This is a genomic window from Flavobacterium sp. (assembly GCF_965277525.1).
Classification (GTDB): domain Bacteria; phylum Bacteroidota; class Bacteroidia; order Flavobacteriales; family Flavobacteriaceae; genus Flavobacterium.
This window is the reverse complement of the sequence record NZ_CBDIDC010000003.1, coordinates 272595-289076: the sequence shown is the minus strand read 5'-3', so window position 1 is coordinate 289076 and position 16482 is coordinate 272595. Positions and strand designations below refer to the sequence as shown.

Below are 16482 nucleotides of genomic sequence, written 5' to 3'. Positions count from 1 at the left end.
TTGTATTTTCAAAAGGGTATCTTTTTAAACACTACAGTACAAAAAATAAACCATTAAGAAATTAAGTTTTAGTAAGTCTACACTTAAATTTTCTTAATTCCCTAATGGTAAAAAAATATTTATTTTATTATTACAATTCTTTTTTCCCTTTTTCAACATAGCTGGTGTCTCCAAAAGATACTACCGTAAATTTACCCTCTTCATAAACCACCTTGCATACAGAAGCATTTGCCATATGAGGGGTTGCTACCTCTACTCCCGTAATATTCGACAACATGGTTCCTATCGCCATTCCATGTCCTACTACAAAAACATTTCCACCACCATTGGCCGCTTCTTTTTCGGCAATCGCTCTTAATGCATTTTGAGTACGTGTTCTTACTTGTTCATAGTCTTCGGCCATATTTAATTTGTCAAGTATCTTTACTACTCTCAACGGTTCTTCGACCCCACTTAGTTTGACATTTGCAAAAAGATCATCCGTATTTTTAAAGTGCAAATACAACGCAATATCTCCCCACATTTTCGAATTCAGATCGCCTTCATAACTTCCAAAATTGGTTTCTCTCAATCCTTCTGTTTCTGTAATCGGGATTTTTTTCTCTCCTTTTGCTTTCAACACAATATTAGTAGTTTGCGTCGCACGTCCTAAATCACTTGTATAAGCTGCTTTAAACTCGATCCCCTTAAGACCTTTACCTAAATACTCGGCTACTGCAATTCCTTCAGGAGTCAAAGGCGCATCAGACCAACCTTGTACTCTATCAAGCGTATTAAGCATTGTTTTTCCGTGACGCGCAATATAAAACGTTACTGTTTTATTTTGTGTTGTGGATTCCTTTTTAGATTTTTGAGCGGTCATGATTGAAGTTGTTCCCAAAAAAAGGACGAATAACAAGAGAATTTTCTGTGTTTTCATAATGATAGGTTTCTTTAATTAATGATTATAATTTTGCTTTTATACCAAACTCTACTGTAAACGGACGTATATAAGTTCCTACCAATGGTTTTCCGTCATAAGATTGTGCCTGTTCTATACTTGTAGTATTCGATCCCGAAATAGATCCCTGTGCTCCTTTCTGATTTAAAAAGTTGACCACATTAAGATTTAAATCTATTTTTTTGTTCAACTTACAAGCGACCCCGCCAAAAGTTTCCCAACGACTTGCAAAAAATAATGTATTGGGATAATTCGCAGCTTCTTTACTGAAATAACGCGTACTGACCCATAATTTCCAGTTTTTATAAGAATAGCTTGGGTCTAATTCTACCAGTACTTTTGAAACACTACGGGCAGTTCCGCCACTAAAATCATATACTTTATTTCCTTCTGCAGCTACTTCACTTAAATCAACAATGAAATTTTTATATTCCGGATTTTGCAACGTTAACAGCGCATGAAATTTGAACCCTTTAAAAGGTTTTACTTCCATATCAGTGGTCCACCCTACTGTCTGAATATCATAAGTAATGGTTTGTTTGTGCCCACCTTGAAAAGAAGAGTTGTTCTTAAAATTATTACGTTGTATATAAGTAATTTTAGAAACCAAACTTACCAAAGGATGATTAAAATAAGTTCCCACAGACGCTCCGGGAATTTGTGACGGAGTAACATGTGGATCGTCAGCACCAGAATAACTGCTGAGATTTCCGGCTACTTCTGTATAAGAAAGATCTGCTAAGAAACCTACATTACTAAATGTTTTATGAAGAAAACTGGCAGTAAAAGCTTTATTAAACCAATCTTTTTGAATACTTTGTCTTTTCGACATATCAATTTGATTATTCACAAATCCATCTGCTTTTGCTGCATCTCTGCTGGATTTAGGATACCACATACCATCAATACGTTGCCATTCCAGACGGGCACCAAAATTAAGATCAATTTTATTATTCACTGTCCACTTTTCTGTGCCATAAAGTGCTAATTTATTTTCCTTTCCTGTATAATATTGTAAAGCACTGTTATAGCCTGAATTACCGTAATCATCAACTCCGCCAGCGTTGGTCCAGTTTCCATTAGCATCTTTTATCTGAGTAATTAATTTTGCAGGATTTGGCGCTACTTCCTGAACCATATTATAGGTAGCCTGATAATAATTATCTATATCATAGTAATAGTCGCTTAGCCCTACTACCCAATAGTGATTCTTTGTTTTTTTACTTAAATCGGCTTTCCCCATAATCGTATTCTGAGAGATTTTTGGCGTCGCCAACATTGACACCCCTTGCACATAATCTCCCTGATATACTTCATCCTGATTACCTGCGTATACATAGCGATTTTTCTCAGTATCGATTCTCCCTAAATTGGTATAGTAAGGATTATACAACCCTGATTTAGCATTTTGAAAACGAACAATATAATCCAGTTTCATACCATTACTCAGTTCATTTTTACCCATAACATCTATTACATTTGTTGTCGATCCCATATCCTTCATTTGGTCCAGTATTTCCCTTTGCCCGGTTATAGGATTGATTATCGTTGACTTTCCTGATTTTTCTAAATAAGAATCTCTCCCTATTCTAAAATCGCCAAACTGACTTATGGTTCCGTCCAGATTATAGATATATGGACTTACTTTTGAAGTAATAGATTCAGAATTTGCAAACTTATACTGAACAGAAATTTCTCCCTTACCGTCATTGTATTTTTTAGTAATTACGCCTTTATAGATTTGTGTTTTATCAAAATAATTTGTGAAATCAGATTTGAAAGTTCCAGGGTCAAAATTCAAAAATGCACTTACAGCATAATACCAATTGTTTTTTATGGGGCCACTAAAACTCACATCTCCACGTAAAAGCCCAAAACTGTTAGAATTAAAAGCAGCATTATATTCTTGTTTCTCTGTTCCTCTATTGCTATATGTACTTACAGAAACCCCAACATCTCCGATAGAAATAGCTGTTTCGCCAACTGTCAGTACCTGAAATTTACTAAAACTGGATCCTGCCCGCCAGGCACTCGTAGGACCTTGACCTTGCCAATTGTAAACAACCGGAAGCCCGTTTTCTAAAATAGTAGTCCCGCCAATACTGGCCGGCAAACCTATATTTACATTTCTGGGTCCATTATCATTAGAGGCATTCAACATCATATTTTGTGCTTCTTCTTTGACTAGTTTTGTTACTTTCTTTTCGACCTTTACAATACTGTCTTTTTTTACCTGCGAATAACTGTTAACACACAACATCATATTTGCAACAACAATTCCATAAATAATTTTACATCTCATATTTAAAAAATTTTATTTATTACTACTCCTATTCTTGTTTTTATAAAATTCTAACTCTGGTATTTTTATCCCGTTAAGAGATTTATTGAAGAGCAAATTATTTTAATTTTTCATTGCTTCTATAAGAAGCAATAATAGAATAAAAATTTCACATTGTAACTTTAATACTGTTAAATTTTTAAATTAAACAAATAAAAACGTTCTTAAAAAGCTTTTTAGACCAAAGTCATTACTAAAACTATCGTATTGAATAATTTAAATCTACACCCGATTACGAATTTATTTTATTCAAAATAGCGGTAGATTAGCTTTTAAATGCAATAAAAAAGATAGCTGTAAAGGCACTTTTTTTGTTTGCTTCAAAAAGCTATCTTTGCGGCAACTTTTTTTAGAAACCTTTATAAAATTTAGAGACTAAATTGAGTTGCTATTTTTAAACAATAAAAAACTGATTTTCAGTTACAACTTTCCATGAATTACCTGTCTGTAGAAAATATATCCAAATCATTTGGCGAAAGAACCTTATTTGACAACATCTCTTTTGGGATAAATAAGGATCAAAAAATTGCTTTCATTGCCAAAAATGGCTCTGGAAAAACAACTATTATGAGTATTATCAATGGTTTAGAAGAACCGGATACAGGTCAGGTAGTTTTAAGAAAAGGAATCAAAATGGCCTTTCTTTCGCAAAATAATAACTTACAAGAAGAGCTGACTATTGAAGAAAGCATCTTTGCATCGGATAATGAAACGCTGAAAGTTATTGAAGCTTACGAGAAAGCATTAGAAAATCCGGAAGACGAAGAAGCTTATCAAAAAGCTTTTGACGGAATGGACCAACATAATGCCTGGGATTTTGAAACACAATACAAGCAAATTCTGTTTAAGCTAAAACTTGAAAACTTTAAACTAAAAGTAAAAAGTCTTTCGGGTGGTCAGAAAAAACGTTTGTCATTAGCTATTATTTTGATCAATCGTCCTGATTTATTAATTCTGGATGAACCTACCAATCACCTGGATCTTGAGATGATCGAATGGCTGGAAAGTTATTTTGCAAAAGAAAACATTACGCTGTTTATGGTAACACACGACCGTTTCTTCCTGGAGCGCGTATGTAATGAAATCATAGAATTAGACAACGGAAAATTATACCAGTACAAAGGAAATTATTCGTACTACTTAGAAAAGAAAGAAGAACGAATTGCTTCTGAAAATTCTAGTGTCGATAAAGCCCAAAACTTATTTGTAAAAGAATTGGAATGGATGCGCCGCCAGCCAAAAGCGAGAACGACAAAATCTAAATCGCGTCAGGATGATTTTTATGTAATCAAGGAAAAAGCACAAAGTCGCCGTCGTGAAAATAAAGTCGAGCTTGAAATTAATATGGAACGTATGGGAAGCAAAATTATCGAGCTTCACAAAATTTCTAAAAAATTCAAGGATCACGTTATTTTAGATAATTTCAGTTTTGATTTCCAACGTGGAGAACGTATCGGAATTATTGGTAAGAATGGTACCGGAAAATCGACTTTCCTTAATCTATTAACGGGAACACTTCCGCTCGATTCCGGAAAAGTTGTTGTTGGAGAAACCATCAAGATTGGATATTACACCCAAAGCGGAATCAACCCAAAACCGGGACAACGTGTTATCGATGTTATTAAAGAATACGGAGAATATATTCCGTTGATGAAAGGAAAGATTATTTCGGCTTCACAATTGTTGGAGCGTTTTCTTTTTGATGCCAAAAAACAATACGATTTCGTAGACAGGCTAAGTGGTGGAGAATTAAAACGTTTGTATTTATGTACCGTTTTAATCCAGAATCCTAACTTTCTTATCCTGGATGAGCCTACAAACGATTTGGATATTGTAACATTAAACGTATTGGAAAGTTTCCTTTTGGATTATCCCGGATGTTTAGTAGTAGTTTCTCACGACAGGTACTTTATGGATAAAATCGTAGATCACTTATTCATTTTTAGAGGACAGGGTGTTGTGGAAGATTTCCCTGGAAACTATTCTGATTTCAGAGCTTATGAAGATAGTGCAGATGTCGCTCAAAAAGAAGAAAACAAAGCCGAAAAGAAAGACTGGAAACAAAATAATCCAACAGGAAACCTGACTTTCAACGAACAAAAAGAATATCAAAAACTTGAAAGAGAAATCAAAGATTTAGAAATTGATAAAACTAAAATCGAGCAATTATTTTCTGATGGAAAAGTTGCAGATGCTGATATCGAGAAAAAAGCAAACGAATTACAAAATATCATCAATAAAATAGATCAAAAAGAAGAACGTTGGTTTGAGCTTTCAGCTAAGATTGAGGGATAATAATTACGTAAAGATTCACAAAGAAAACACAGAGCTATTCTATTTTTTTTTTGTGAATCTTTTCATTTTCTTTGTGAATCTCTGTGAGACAAAAACATTCAATTTTATTATACTTACGACATTAAAAAAACATCATTATGAAATACCTTTTATCAGCATTTTTTGCAATGACTCTATTTATTTCTTGTTCAAGCGATAAAGAACCACAAAAAACAGATTACACTGTAGAAAATGAAAAAGAAATCACAGATTATATCGCTAAAAATAAATTAACGGCTACAAGAAGCGATTCTGGATTGTACTATATTATCAATGAGCCTGGCACAGGCGCTAAACCTACAGCAACCTCAAATGTAACTGTATCTTACAGAGGATACTACACCAATGGTAAAATATTTGATCAAAGTACAGCAGCTGGAATCTCTTTTGGACTAAATCAGGTAATTAAAGGATGGACAGAAGGCATTCCTTATTTTAAAGAAGGGGGAAGCGGGGCTTTATTGATACCATCACATTTAGGTTATGGGCCATACGATTACAATGGAATCCCTGGAGGTTCAGTACTTATCTTTGACATTAAATTAATCAAAGTGAACTAAACAATAACTTTACAATTGATACAAAAGCCACAACAGAATTAAATTTTGTTGTGGCTTTCTTTTTTCTGATAATAAAACAATATCAAAAAAAGAGCTGTTAATTTTATAACAATAAGAATTTTATTATGTAATGATTCTGAAAAATTGTGTAAATGATAATTAATCTATTTTACGAGCTTTGTTAAAGTGAAAATAAATTCACACTTTAAATATATATAAAATGGAAAATTTACATAATCCTGACGGAACAAAACGCGAAGTATTAACCGGAATGTTTTCTGATCGCGACAGTATAGAAAGAGCTTACAGCACTTTGAACGATAGAGGTTATACAAAAGATGAAATCAATCTGATCATGTCAGATGAAACGAGAAAAAAACACTATTCTGACAAAGATGATCATTCAGAATTAGGAACAAAAGCAGCCGAAACTGCCGGAACTGGATCTGCCATTGGAGGAACAATTGGTGCCATTGTGGGCGTTGTAGCTGCTTTGGGAACAAGTCTGGTTATTCCCGGACTAGGACTAATTATTGCTGGTCCGCTTGCTGCAGGATTAGCTGGTGCAGGTGCAGGTGGTATCACTGGAGGTTTAATTGGAGCGCTGGTAGGATCCGGAATTCCTGAAGACAGAGCAAAAGTATATGAAGACGGGATTAAAAATGGTCACGTAGTTCTAGGCGTTCACCCACGTAATAGTGAAGATGCTGAATATTTTGAACAGCAATGGCAAGCAAATAATGGTGTAAATATATACAGATAATCTATTTGTTTTTCAATAAAAAACCACAACAAAATTTAATTCTGTTGTGGTTTTTTATTTTAAATCAGAAACTGAGACCGAGACTTTAAACTAAAAACTACCAAGGAATCGGGTTATAATCTTTCAGGAATTTTCCGCACCAATGTTTTCCTGTATTGATGCCGTCAAACAAAGGATCCATAACACGTGCAGCGCCATCAACAATATCCAATGGCGGTTGAAAATCTTCTAATTCCTGTTTCTTTTTGGCTAATTCGGCAGGATCTTCATCGGTTACCCAGCCTGTATCAACAGCATTCATAAAAATACCATGTTTGGCTAAAGTCCCGGACGACGTATGCGTTAACATATTCAAAGCTGCTTTTGCCATATTGGTATGAGGGTGGCGATCTTCTTTAAAAAAACGATGAAACTTCCCTTCCATAGCCGAAACATTAATGATGTGCTTTTTCCCCGTATTGTCTTTTTTCATAACTTCTGAAAGACGATTGCACAATACAAAAGGCGCAACAGAATTCACCAATTGCACTTCGATCATTTCTGTAGTTTCAATTTGTCCCAGACGCAAACGCCAGCTATTTGTTTTACGCAAATCGACCTGCTGTAAATCAGCATCAAGTTCTCCTTCCGGAAAAACCTCATTTGCGACTAACGCATTATCAAAAGAATACGGAATTTGCGATAATTGAGCCGAAGCACGCAAACCAATTCCGGGCTCAGGCCCATGCCAGGTAACAGGCATATTTTCGTTTGAAGACGCTCCTGTTGTCAGGATTTTTAATTCATCCAGACAATTAAGATGATCTCCTAATAATTCCTGCGCTTGTTTGGGAAGTTCGCTTATTGGCAACTCTTCGTTCTCCATTAAATGTGAATAAAATCCTGCTGGTCTTCTCACCGTTTGTGCGGCATTATTAATCAAAATATCCAAGCGTTCGTATTTTTGTTCAATAAAATTACAAAAGATCTCTACACTCGGAATGTGACGCAAGTCTAAACCATGAATTTTTAGACGATGCCCCCACTCCATGAAATCTTCTTCTTTAGCAAAACGCAAAGCCGAATCTACCGGAAAACGAGTTGTGGCAATAACAGTTGCCCCGCCACGCAAAAGCATCAAAGTAATATGATATCCAATCTTTAAACGAGAACCTGTAATAATGGCAATTTGCCCTTTTACATCTGCAGTCTGGAAACGTTTGGCATAATTAAAATCACCGCAGTCTGTACACATCGTATCATAAAAATGATGCATTTTAGTAAACTCGGTTTTACAAACGTAGCAATTTCTTGGAGTTTCTAATTCTAATTGTTCTTTATGAGCGAGATCAGTATAAGCTAATAATTTAGGAGCAACAAAAATACTCGCCTCACGTGCATGGCGAATTCCGGTTTCTTTACGTGCCGTTTTGTCTTTCTTTTCTTTTTTACGTTTGGCAGCCTGCAATCCATCTTTAACTCTTCTCGAAAATTCATCCCGATCAGGTCTTGAAAACATCCCTGCTTCTTTGATCAGAGCGATCCGTTGTTCTTTAGGAATATCAAATATTTGATCCGTATCGCTATTCAATTGTGCCAAAATAGCAATGCATCGATTAATTTCTTCAGAAGATATCTTTCCTGTATCTTCTCTTTCTTCCTTCAACATCATAAAAAACGTATTACTATTAGCTTAAATTTAAAGTCAGCAAATATAGTCTTTTTAAAAGTCCTAAAGAGCAAAGTCAAAAGTCGCAAAGTATTACGTTATGTCTTTAAAACTTTCGACTTTACGACTTTCGACTTTTTTGTATCTTCGCATCCAGATGTAAATATTACTATGCTATTTCAAATAAAATCCTATTTAAAATTTCTTTGGCACTCCAAAAACGAACACGGTGTACATTCGCCATTTGTGTTTAATTTATTGACGAAATGTTTCTACGACAAAAAATCAAAACCTGAATATCTGGTTCTTAAGAATTACAGAAAATCGCTTTTAGAAAATAAAAACTTCATAGAAGTAACTGATTTTGGAGCAGGATCTAAAGTTTTTAAATCCAATAGAAGACAGATCTCGAAAATAGCCAAAACTGCAGGAATTTCGCCAAAACGTGCCGAATTACTTTTTAGAGTTACGAATTATTTTCAACCTAAAAATGTTTTAGAAATAGGAACTTCATTAGGTTTAGCCACTTCCGCATTAGCACTAGGAAATCCAAAAGCAAAAATAATTACATTAGAAGGTTGTCCGCAAACCGGAAATGTTGCAAAAAATCATTTAAACAATTTTGATTGCAAAAATGTTGATACCATTATAACCGAATTTGAGAACTTTTTAGTTTCGACAAATCTTCAATCTACAGACTATGATCTGATTTATTTTGATGGCAATCATTCTAAAAAAGCCACTCTGGCTTATTTCGATCTTTTATTAACGACTATTACAAATGATTCAGTCTGGGTTTTTGATGACATTCATTGGTCACCAGAAATGGAAGAAGCCTGGGAAGACATTAAAAAACATCCAAAAGTTACCGTAACTATTGATACTTTTCAATGGGGATTTGTATTTTTTAGGTACGAGCAGGAAAAAGAGCACTTTGTGATTAGGGTTTAATTCATAAAAACATCTTCAGGAATTCCTTTTTTAAACAACTCCTCATATTCACGCAGATCATCTGCATCTTTTATCGGATAATTAAAAAGAAGATAGCTATTTCCAGGAAGACCTTCTTCATAGATAACTAAATAACTTGAAGTAGTATCTGGTTTTGTTTCAGGAATCTCGACAAAATAATTTTCAATAACGGAGTTAGATATTATTTCATTATTTACCATATATTCAAATTCAACCTTTCCTGTTGATCTTCTTCCTCTACCTGATTTATAATATGTTATTTTACCTTCAGTCAAAGCATAATTGTCTTTTATTTTCATAACATAATGGGTTTCAATTACGGCATTAAAAAACATATAAACTGCAATCAGTAAAAAAATAAAAATACCCACTAAGTTCGGAAAGTTAATTGTAGAAAATCCTTCAAAAAAATAACATAAGCGAAAAATCAATACTGCTATTAATAGTACTATTATAACTTTTAAAATAGTACCAAGATCTAAAAAGAAATCCATTTATCATTTATTTTTATGAATGGCTAAAGTAAAATTATTTTATAAAAAAAAATGACAACCATTTCTGATTGTCATTTTAATACTAATTCAAGAATACCTAATTATTTTTTAGCTTCTTTATTTTCTTCAGATTTAGCTCCCATTCTGTTAAGCGTATACATTGGAGCAAATTTCACTTTTAAACCTGCAATTTTTCTATTGTCTTCAGAGGTTAGGCCTTCTTTTTCAACCGTATTTTTTCGGCTGTCAAGGGCTTCGTACATGATTTTAATTTTATCCCAGTCTTCACGGGAATATTTATCTTTGTTATTCTCTACGGTATGAACAAATTGTTGGTATACACTGTGAATATTTTTAGCGTTTACCCAATCAAAATTCATATCCTCGCCAATTTTTCCTTCACCAAATAAGGAATTCCTTAATTGTTGTTGCGGGCTTGGAGCCGGAGGGGCAAAAACGGTGGTCATTTCTTTTTTAAATTCTTCGTATTTGATTTTACTCGCATTGATTTTTTCTGTTGCTGCTGAGTTATCTTTAATATCTACAAGTGCAGTTTGAGCTTCTGCAGCTTTTCTGTCATACTCCGCTTCAACATTTTTCCAGTCTGCTTTTAAATCGTCTGCTTTCACATTTTTAACTGAATCGACGTAGGCTACATAAGAGTCGATCGTTTTTTGAGCTTTTTCCTGTTTCTCATCTTTACACGATGTAAAAGCTAATGCAATTAATGCAATTCCTGATAATAATGGTATGTTTTTCATAATTCTGATTATTTACGATTAGATATTAACAAATATAGGCTACAAAAAAGCGCTTAACATTACATAATTATCACTTTTATAATATTTAAAATATTATAATTCAATAAAATGATGAAAAAATGGTAATTATACAAAAACATTCCAAAACTATATAACAACTTTTTCGATGATTGATTTATATTATAAAGAAACAGTAATCACACAAAAGTGATTCCTTAAACACAGCTATTTCTGTAACAAAAATCAATTTTGGTCTACTTATCGTTTATTGAAAAGTGTTTTGTACTTTTAAATCCAAAATTGTAAATCGAAATGGCAAACCCATTAATTAAAATAACCAATATCAAACGAGATTTTGTATTAGGCAACGAAATTGTTTATGTCTTAAAAGGAATAGATTTAGAAATCAACAAAGGGGAATATGTTGCTTTAATGGGGCCATCAGGATCCGGAAAATCGACTTTAATGAACTTATTAGGTTGTTTGGATACGCCTACTTCCGGTCATTATGTTCTAAACGGTAAAGATGCGAGCCAAATGAAAGATGATGAATTGGCCGAAATTCGAAACAAAGAGATCGGATTTGTATTTCAAACTTTTAATCTTTTACCCAGAACAACTGCTTTAGACAACGTGGCGCTACCAATGATTTACGCTGGATATTCAAAATCCGAACGTAATGAACGTGCGATCGAAGTACTGAAACAAGTAAATCTTGCCGATAGAATGGACCACCAGCCCAATCAGCTTTCAGGAGGACAACGTCAGCGTGTTGCCATTGCAAGGGCTTTAGTCAATAAGCCTTCGATTATCTTAGCCGATGAACCAACCGGAAACTTAGACAGCAAAACCTCTGTAGAAATCATGAAGCTTTTTGGAGACATTCATGCACAGGGAAATACCGTAATTTTGGTAACCCACGAAGAAGATATCGCAGCTTACGCCCATCGTGTCATTCGTTTGCGTGATGGCGTGATAGAAAGTGATACGACAAAATAGGTGAATCGTGTATTTGGTTAATTGTTTAATCGAAACAAAAGAAAGATTTAGTCACTTAGCAGCTTAGAACCTTAGCAACTCAAAAAAAATGAAAGTATACACAAAAACCGGAGACAAAGGAACAACAGCTCTTTTTGGAGGCACCCGTGTTCCTAAAGATCATATCAGAATTGACAGTTACGGAACTGTTGACGAATTGAACTCTTATATAGGACTCATTCGCGATCAGGAAATAGATTCCCATTATAAAAATATTTTAATCGAAGTTCAGGACCGCTTATTTACAGTAGGGGCAATTTTGGCTACTCCTGCTGAAAAAGAAGTTCTAAAAAATGGAGAACTTCGATTAAAAAATCTTGGAATCATCGATACCGACATTGAACTGCTGGAAAATGAAATTGACAAAATGGAAGAAAGCCTTCCGCAAATGACTCATTTTGTATTACCGGGAGGACATCCAACCGTGTCACATTGTCATATTGCACGTTGTATTTGTCGTCGCGCAGAGCGTTTGGCAGTACATTTAAGCCATAATGAGCATGTTCCTGAAATCACAATTCAATACCTAAACCGACTTTCTGACTATCTTTTTGTCTTGGCACGGAAGTTGTCCTCAGACTTAAAAGCGGATGAAGTGAAATGGATTCCTAGAAAGTAAACTTTCTTAAATTCCAATTTTTAATCCCGATAGTAATCGGGATCAAATTCCAAAGAAATAATTTAAAAATTCCGCGAATTTAAATAATATACAAAGTTCCAAATATTGGCAATTTTAGGTTCCTTTTTTGGAATTTGGAATCTATTTTCTGGAATTTTAAGGAGACGTTCTTAAATTTTATTAAAATAAATCAAAATTTACTTGTCTTTTTCAGTAAAAAATTTATTTTTGCACAAACTAAACAGATAACAGATGTATTGGACATTAGAATTAGCATCTTATTTAAGTGATGCGCCATGGCCTGCTAACAAAGATGAACTTATAGACTACGCCATTAGAGCTGGTGCTCCATTAGAAGTAGTAGAAAACCTTCAGTCAATCGAAGACGAAGGAGAGATATATGAATCAATGGAAGAAATTTGGCCTGATTATCCAACAGACGAAGATTATCTTTGGAATGAGGATGAATATTAAAAAATAAACCAAAGGAAAAAGTCTCATCACCGAGGCTTTTTTTTTGGTTCAAATACACATTTACATAAAAATAGAAATACCATAAATCATGAGTTTCATAAACAGTATTATAAAAGTCTTTGTAGGTGATAAATCACAGAAAGATGTCAAAGCTTTACAGCCTTATTTAAATAAAATTAAAACATTCGAAACTAGCTTAATGAGCTTGTCTCATGACGAATTGAGAGCCAGAACCGTTTATTTTAAAGAAAAAATAAAAGAAGCCAGAGCTGATAAAGATGCTAAAATTGCTTCGCTTAAAGCAGAAGTAGAAAACATTGAAGACATCGACAAAAGAGAAGATCTTTATGATGCTATAGATTCTCTTGAAAAAGAGGCTTATGAAATCTCTGAGAAAACTTTACTGGAAATTCTTCCGGAAGCTTTTTCTGTTGTTAAAGAAACAGCACGTCGTTTTAAAGACAATTCTTTTATCGAAGTTACTGCAACTCCTAAAGATCGCGAATTTTCAGCAAACAAAACGTATATCACTATTGATGGTGACAAAGCAGTTTGGGCGAACAAATGGAATGCTGCCGGGAAAGAAATCACCTGGGACATGATTCATTACGATGTTCAGTTAATTGGTGGTATGGTTTTGCACGAAGGTAAAGTTGCAGAAATGCAAACGGGTGAGGGTAAAACTTTAGTCGCTACATTGCCACTTTACTTAAACGCTTTGACAGGGAATGGTGTTCACTTAGTAACTGTGAATGATTATTTGGCAAAACGTGATAGTACCTGGAAAGCGCCTTTATTCGAGTTTCACGGCTTAACCGTTGATTGTATCGATAATCACCAGCCAAGTACAGAACAAAGAAAAAAAGCATACGACGCTGATATCACTTACGGAACCAATAACGAATTTGGTTTTGACTACTTAAGAGATAACATGGCACATTCGCCAGCAGATTTAGTACAAAGAAAACACAACTACGCTATTGTCGATGAGGTCGATTCTGTATTAATTGATGATGCAAGAACGCCACTTATTATTTCAGGACCGGTTCCTCAGGGAGATCGTCACGAATTTAATGAGCTAAAACCAAAAATCGAAAACTTAGTAAGCCTTCAACGTCAGTTGGCAAATGGTTTCTTAGCTGAAGCTAAAAAACTAATCAAAGAAGGAAATACTAAAGAAGGTGGATTCCTATTATTGAGAGCGTACAGAAGTTTACCTAAAAATAAAGCATTAATTAAATTTTTGAGTGAAGAAGGAATCAAGCAATTGCTTCAAAAAACCGAAAATCAATACATGCAGGACAACAATCGCGAAATGCATAAAGTGGATGAAGCTTTGTATTTTGTAATTGAAGAAAAAAACAATCAGGTTGAATTGACTGACAATGGTATCCAATACCTTTCAGGAGATACCGATCCTGACTTTTTCGTACTTCCGGATATCGGAACTGAAATTGCAGCAATCGAAAAACAAAAACTGGATAAAGATGGTGAAGCAGAAGCTAAAGAAAGATTATTCCAGGATTTTGGAGTAAAAAGCGAGCGTATTCACACCCTTACTCAACTTTTAAAAGCGTATGCCCTTTTTGAAAAAGATGTAGAATACGTGATCATGGACAACAAAATTATGATTGTCGATGAGCAAACAGGTCGTATTATGGATGGTCGTCGTTATTCTGACGGTTTACACCAGGCGATCGAAGCAAAAGAAAATGTAAAAATTGAAGCTGCTACACAAACTTTTGCAACCGTTACATTACAGAATTATTTCAGAATGTACAGCAAATTAGGCGGTATGACAGGTACAGCGGTTACAGAAGCCGGAGAGTTATGGCAGATTTATAAATTAGACGTTGTTGAGATTCCAACCAACCGTCCGATGTCAAGAATAGACAAAGAAGATTATATCTATAAAACTACACGTGAGAAATTCAACGCTGTAATTGATGATGTAACTGAATTATCAAATGCAGGAAGACCAGTATTAATTGGAACAACTTCTGTAGAGATTTCAGAATTATTAAGCCGAATGTTGAAAATGAGAGGCGTTACCCATAACGTTTTGAATGCTAAAATGCACAAACAAGAGGCTCAGATTGTAGAAGAAGCAGGTAAAGCCGGAGTTGTAACTATTGCAACAAACATGGCTGGTCGTGGTACGGATATTAAATTGACTCCAGAAGTAAAAGCTGCCGGAGGTTTAGCCATTATTGGTACAGAACGTCATGATTCCCGTCGTGTCGACAGACAGTTACGTGGTCGTGCAGGACGTCAGGGAGATCCGGGAAGCTCTCAGTTCTATGTTTCTCTTGAAGACAACTTAATGCGTTTATTTGGTTCTGAAAGAGTAGCTAAAGTAATGGACAGAATGGGACTTCAGGAAGGTGAAGTTATTCAGCATTCTATGATGACTAAATCTATCGAGCGTGCTCAGAAAAAAGTAGAAGAAAACAACTTTGGTGTTCGTAAACGTTTATTAGAATATGATGACGTAATGAACTCTCAACGTGAAGTAGTTTACAAACGTCGTCGTCATGCCTTGTTTGGTGAGCGTTTGAAACTGGATATCGCCAATATGCTTTATGATACTTGCGAATTAATCGTAAGTCAGACTAAGCCTACAAATGATTTCAAAAATTTCGAATTTGATTTGATCCGTTATTTCTCTATCACGTCTCCAATTTCTGAGGCTGATTTTGCAAAACTAACAGATATTGAGATTACAGGAAAAATATACAAAGAGACTTTAGCTTTCTATACGGAGAAAACAGAAAGAAGTGCAAGAGAAGCTTTCCCAATCATTAAAGGAGTTTACGAAGAGCCAAACAATCAGTTTGAGCGTATCGTAGTTCCGTTTACTGACGGAATCAAAACGTTGAATGTCGTTACAGATTTGAAAAAAGCATACGATAGTGAAGGGACTCAATTGATTGCTGATTTCGAGAAAAACATCACATTATCTATTGTTGATGAAGCCTGGAAAAAGCATTTACGTAAAATGGATGAATTGAAACAATCAGTTCAATTAGCCGTTCACGAACAAAAAGACCCATTGCTTATTTATAAATTAGAAGCTTTTAATTTGTTTAGAGGAATGTTAGACAACGTAAATAAAGAAGTTATTTCATTCTTGTTCAAAGGTGATTTACCGGCTCAAAACGTTCCTGAAATTCACGAAGCAAAAGAAGTTCGCCAAAAAGAAAACTTCAAATTAAGCAAAGACGAAATTGTAAACAGCGAAGACATCAACCGCGAAGCTGGAGAAACACAACAACGTCAGGTTACAGAAACCATTGTAAGAGACAATCCAAAAATCAACCGTAATGATACGGTAACAGTTCAGGAAGTGGCTACTGGTAAAACAGAAACAATGAAGTTCAAAAAAGCAGAAACACTATTGGCTTCAGGAGCCTGGGTTATTGTTAAAGAATAAATTATTAGGATAAACATCAGACCTAACAGGTTTTAAAAACCTGTTAGGTTTTGTTACATAAAAAAATCTCCAATAGCACAAATATGCAATTGGAGATTTTTTTTT

General features: G+C 34.6%; 13 protein-coding genes. 8 read left to right on the top strand and 5 right to left on the bottom strand.

Going from position 1 to position 16482, the window contains the following annotated elements; genetic code table 11:
* Positions 1-130: 130 nt before the first annotated feature.
* Together ACQY44_RS07995 and ACQY44_RS07990 are read right to left on the bottom strand one after the other, a co-directional pair.
* Entirely contained in the window at positions 131-919 is a 789-nt protein-coding gene (locus tag ACQY44_RS07995; RefSeq protein ID WP_428229856.1) for a histidine phosphatase family protein, read from the bottom strand.
* A 25-nt stretch (positions 920-944) separates the two neighbouring features.
* Positions 945-3242, bottom strand: a complete 2298-nt coding sequence (locus ACQY44_RS07990) for a hypothetical protein (protein WP_428229855.1) — start codon at positions 3240-3242, stop codon at positions 945-947.
* 471 nt (positions 3243-3713) lie between these two features.
* Here ACQY44_RS07990 and ACQY44_RS07985 point away from each other — a divergent pair, with 471 nt between their 5' ends.
* The 3 genes from ACQY44_RS07985 to ACQY44_RS07975 all read left to right on the top strand — a co-directional run bounded on the left by ACQY44_RS07985 (position 3714) and on the right by ACQY44_RS07975 (position 6938).
* Positions 3714-5576, top strand: a complete 1863-nt coding sequence (locus tag ACQY44_RS07985) for an ABC-F family ATP-binding cassette domain-containing protein (protein ID WP_072961700.1) — start codon at positions 3714-3716, stop codon at positions 5574-5576.
* Between the two features lie 137 nt (positions 5577-5713).
* On the top strand, positions 5714-6175 hold the full coding sequence (locus tag ACQY44_RS07980) for an FKBP-type peptidyl-prolyl cis-trans isomerase (protein ID WP_428229854.1): 462 nt from the start codon (positions 5714-5716) through the stop codon (positions 6173-6175).
* 220 nt (positions 6176-6395) lie between these two features.
* The gene (locus ACQY44_RS07975) at positions 6396-6938 is read left to right on the top strand and encodes a hypothetical protein (protein WP_428229853.1); all 543 of its coding nucleotides are present in this window, start codon (positions 6396-6398) and stop codon (positions 6936-6938) included.
* Positions 6939-7035: 97 nt separating this feature from the next.
* Here the strand turns inward: ACQY44_RS07975 and ACQY44_RS07970 are convergent, their stop codons facing one another.
* A complete protein-coding gene (locus ACQY44_RS07970) occupies positions 7036-8586 on the bottom strand; it encodes an SDR family oxidoreductase (RefSeq protein WP_428229906.1) in 1551 nt (516 codons plus the stop codon).
* 171 nt (positions 8587-8757) lie between these two features.
* On the opposite strand from ACQY44_RS07970, the gene ACQY44_RS07965 reads away from it, so the two are divergent.
* Positions 8758-9537 carry an O-methyltransferase gene (locus ACQY44_RS07965; RefSeq protein WP_428229852.1) on the top strand — a complete coding sequence of 260 codons (780 nt, stop codon included), beginning with the start codon at positions 8758-8760 and terminating at the stop codon, positions 9535-9537.
* Here the strand turns inward: ACQY44_RS07965 and ACQY44_RS07960 are convergent.
* Positions 9534-10052 carry a hypothetical protein gene (locus tag ACQY44_RS07960; protein ID WP_428229851.1) on the bottom strand — a complete coding sequence of 173 codons (519 nt, stop codon included), beginning with the start codon at positions 10050-10052 and terminating at the stop codon, positions 9534-9536. The genes ACQY44_RS07965 and ACQY44_RS07960 overlap by 4 nt on opposite strands.
* Positions 10053-10153: 101 nt before the next feature.
* Positions 10154-10813: a DUF6565 domain-containing protein gene (locus ACQY44_RS07955; RefSeq protein WP_428229850.1), complete on the bottom strand. Its 660-nt coding sequence runs from the start codon at positions 10811-10813 to the stop codon at positions 10154-10156.
* A 312-nt stretch (positions 10814-11125) separates the two neighbouring features.
* Here ACQY44_RS07955 and ACQY44_RS07950 point away from each other — a divergent pair, with 312 nt between their 5' ends.
* The 4 genes from ACQY44_RS07950 to secA all read left to right on the top strand — a co-directional run bounded on the left by ACQY44_RS07950 (position 11126) and on the right by secA (position 16377).
* Positions 11126-11812 carry an ABC transporter ATP-binding protein gene (locus ACQY44_RS07950; protein WP_428229849.1) on the top strand — a complete coding sequence of 229 codons (687 nt, stop codon included), beginning with the start codon at positions 11126-11128 and terminating at the stop codon, positions 11810-11812.
* Between the two features lie 88 nt (positions 11813-11900).
* Positions 11901-12470, top strand: coding sequence for a cob(I)yrinic acid a,c-diamide adenosyltransferase (locus ACQY44_RS07945; protein WP_428229848.1), 570 nt, complete (start codon positions 11901-11903; stop codon positions 12468-12470).
* Between the two features lie 252 nt (positions 12471-12722).
* A complete protein-coding gene (locus ACQY44_RS07940; protein ID WP_007138072.1) occupies positions 12723-12944 on the top strand; it encodes a DUF2795 domain-containing protein in 222 nt (73 codons plus the stop codon).
* Between the two features lie 88 nt (positions 12945-13032).
* Entirely contained in the window at positions 13033-16377 is a 3345-nt protein-coding gene (secA, locus tag ACQY44_RS07935) for a preprotein translocase subunit SecA (protein WP_428229847.1), read from the top strand.
* The last annotated feature ends 105 nt before the right edge of the window (positions 16378-16482 follow it).

Coding starts and splice junctions, on each gene's coding strand:
- ACQY44_RS07970 (WP_428229906.1), bottom strand. CDS start 8,586: ATGTTGAAGGAAGAAAGAGAAGATACAGGAAAGATATCTTCTGAAGAA.
- ACQY44_RS07960 (WP_428229851.1), bottom strand. CDS start 10,052: ATGGATTTCTTTTTAGATCTTGGTACTATTTTAAAAGTTATAATAGTA.
- secA (WP_428229847.1), top strand. CDS start 13,033: ATGAGTTTCATAAACAGTATTATAAAAGTCTTTGTAGGTGATAAATCA.
- ACQY44_RS07955 (WP_428229850.1), bottom strand. CDS start 10,813: ATGAAAAACATACCATTATTATCAGGAATTGCATTAATTGCATTAGCT.
- ACQY44_RS07980 (WP_428229854.1), top strand. CDS start 5,714: ATGAAATACCTTTTATCAGCATTTTTTGCAATGACTCTATTTATTTCT.
- ACQY44_RS07950 (WP_428229849.1), top strand. CDS start 11,126: ATGGCAAACCCATTAATTAAAATAACCAATATCAAACGAGATTTTGTA.
- ACQY44_RS07975 (WP_428229853.1), top strand. CDS start 6,396: ATGGAAAATTTACATAATCCTGACGGAACAAAACGCGAAGTATTAACC.
- ACQY44_RS07990 (WP_428229855.1), bottom strand. CDS start 3,242: ATGAGATGTAAAATTATTTATGGAATTGTTGTTGCAAATATGATGTTG.
- ACQY44_RS07995 (WP_428229856.1), bottom strand. CDS start 919: ATGAAAACACAGAAAATTCTCTTGTTATTCGTCCTTTTTTTGGGAACA.
- ACQY44_RS07985 (WP_072961700.1), top strand. CDS start 3,714: ATGAATTACCTGTCTGTAGAAAATATATCCAAATCATTTGGCGAAAGA.
- ACQY44_RS07945 (WP_428229848.1), top strand. CDS start 11,901: ATGAAAGTATACACAAAAACCGGAGACAAAGGAACAACAGCTCTTTTT.
- ACQY44_RS07965 (WP_428229852.1), top strand. CDS start 8,758: ATGCTATTTCAAATAAAATCCTATTTAAAATTTCTTTGGCACTCCAAA.
- ACQY44_RS07940 (WP_007138072.1), top strand. CDS start 12,723: ATGTATTGGACATTAGAATTAGCATCTTATTTAAGTGATGCGCCATGG.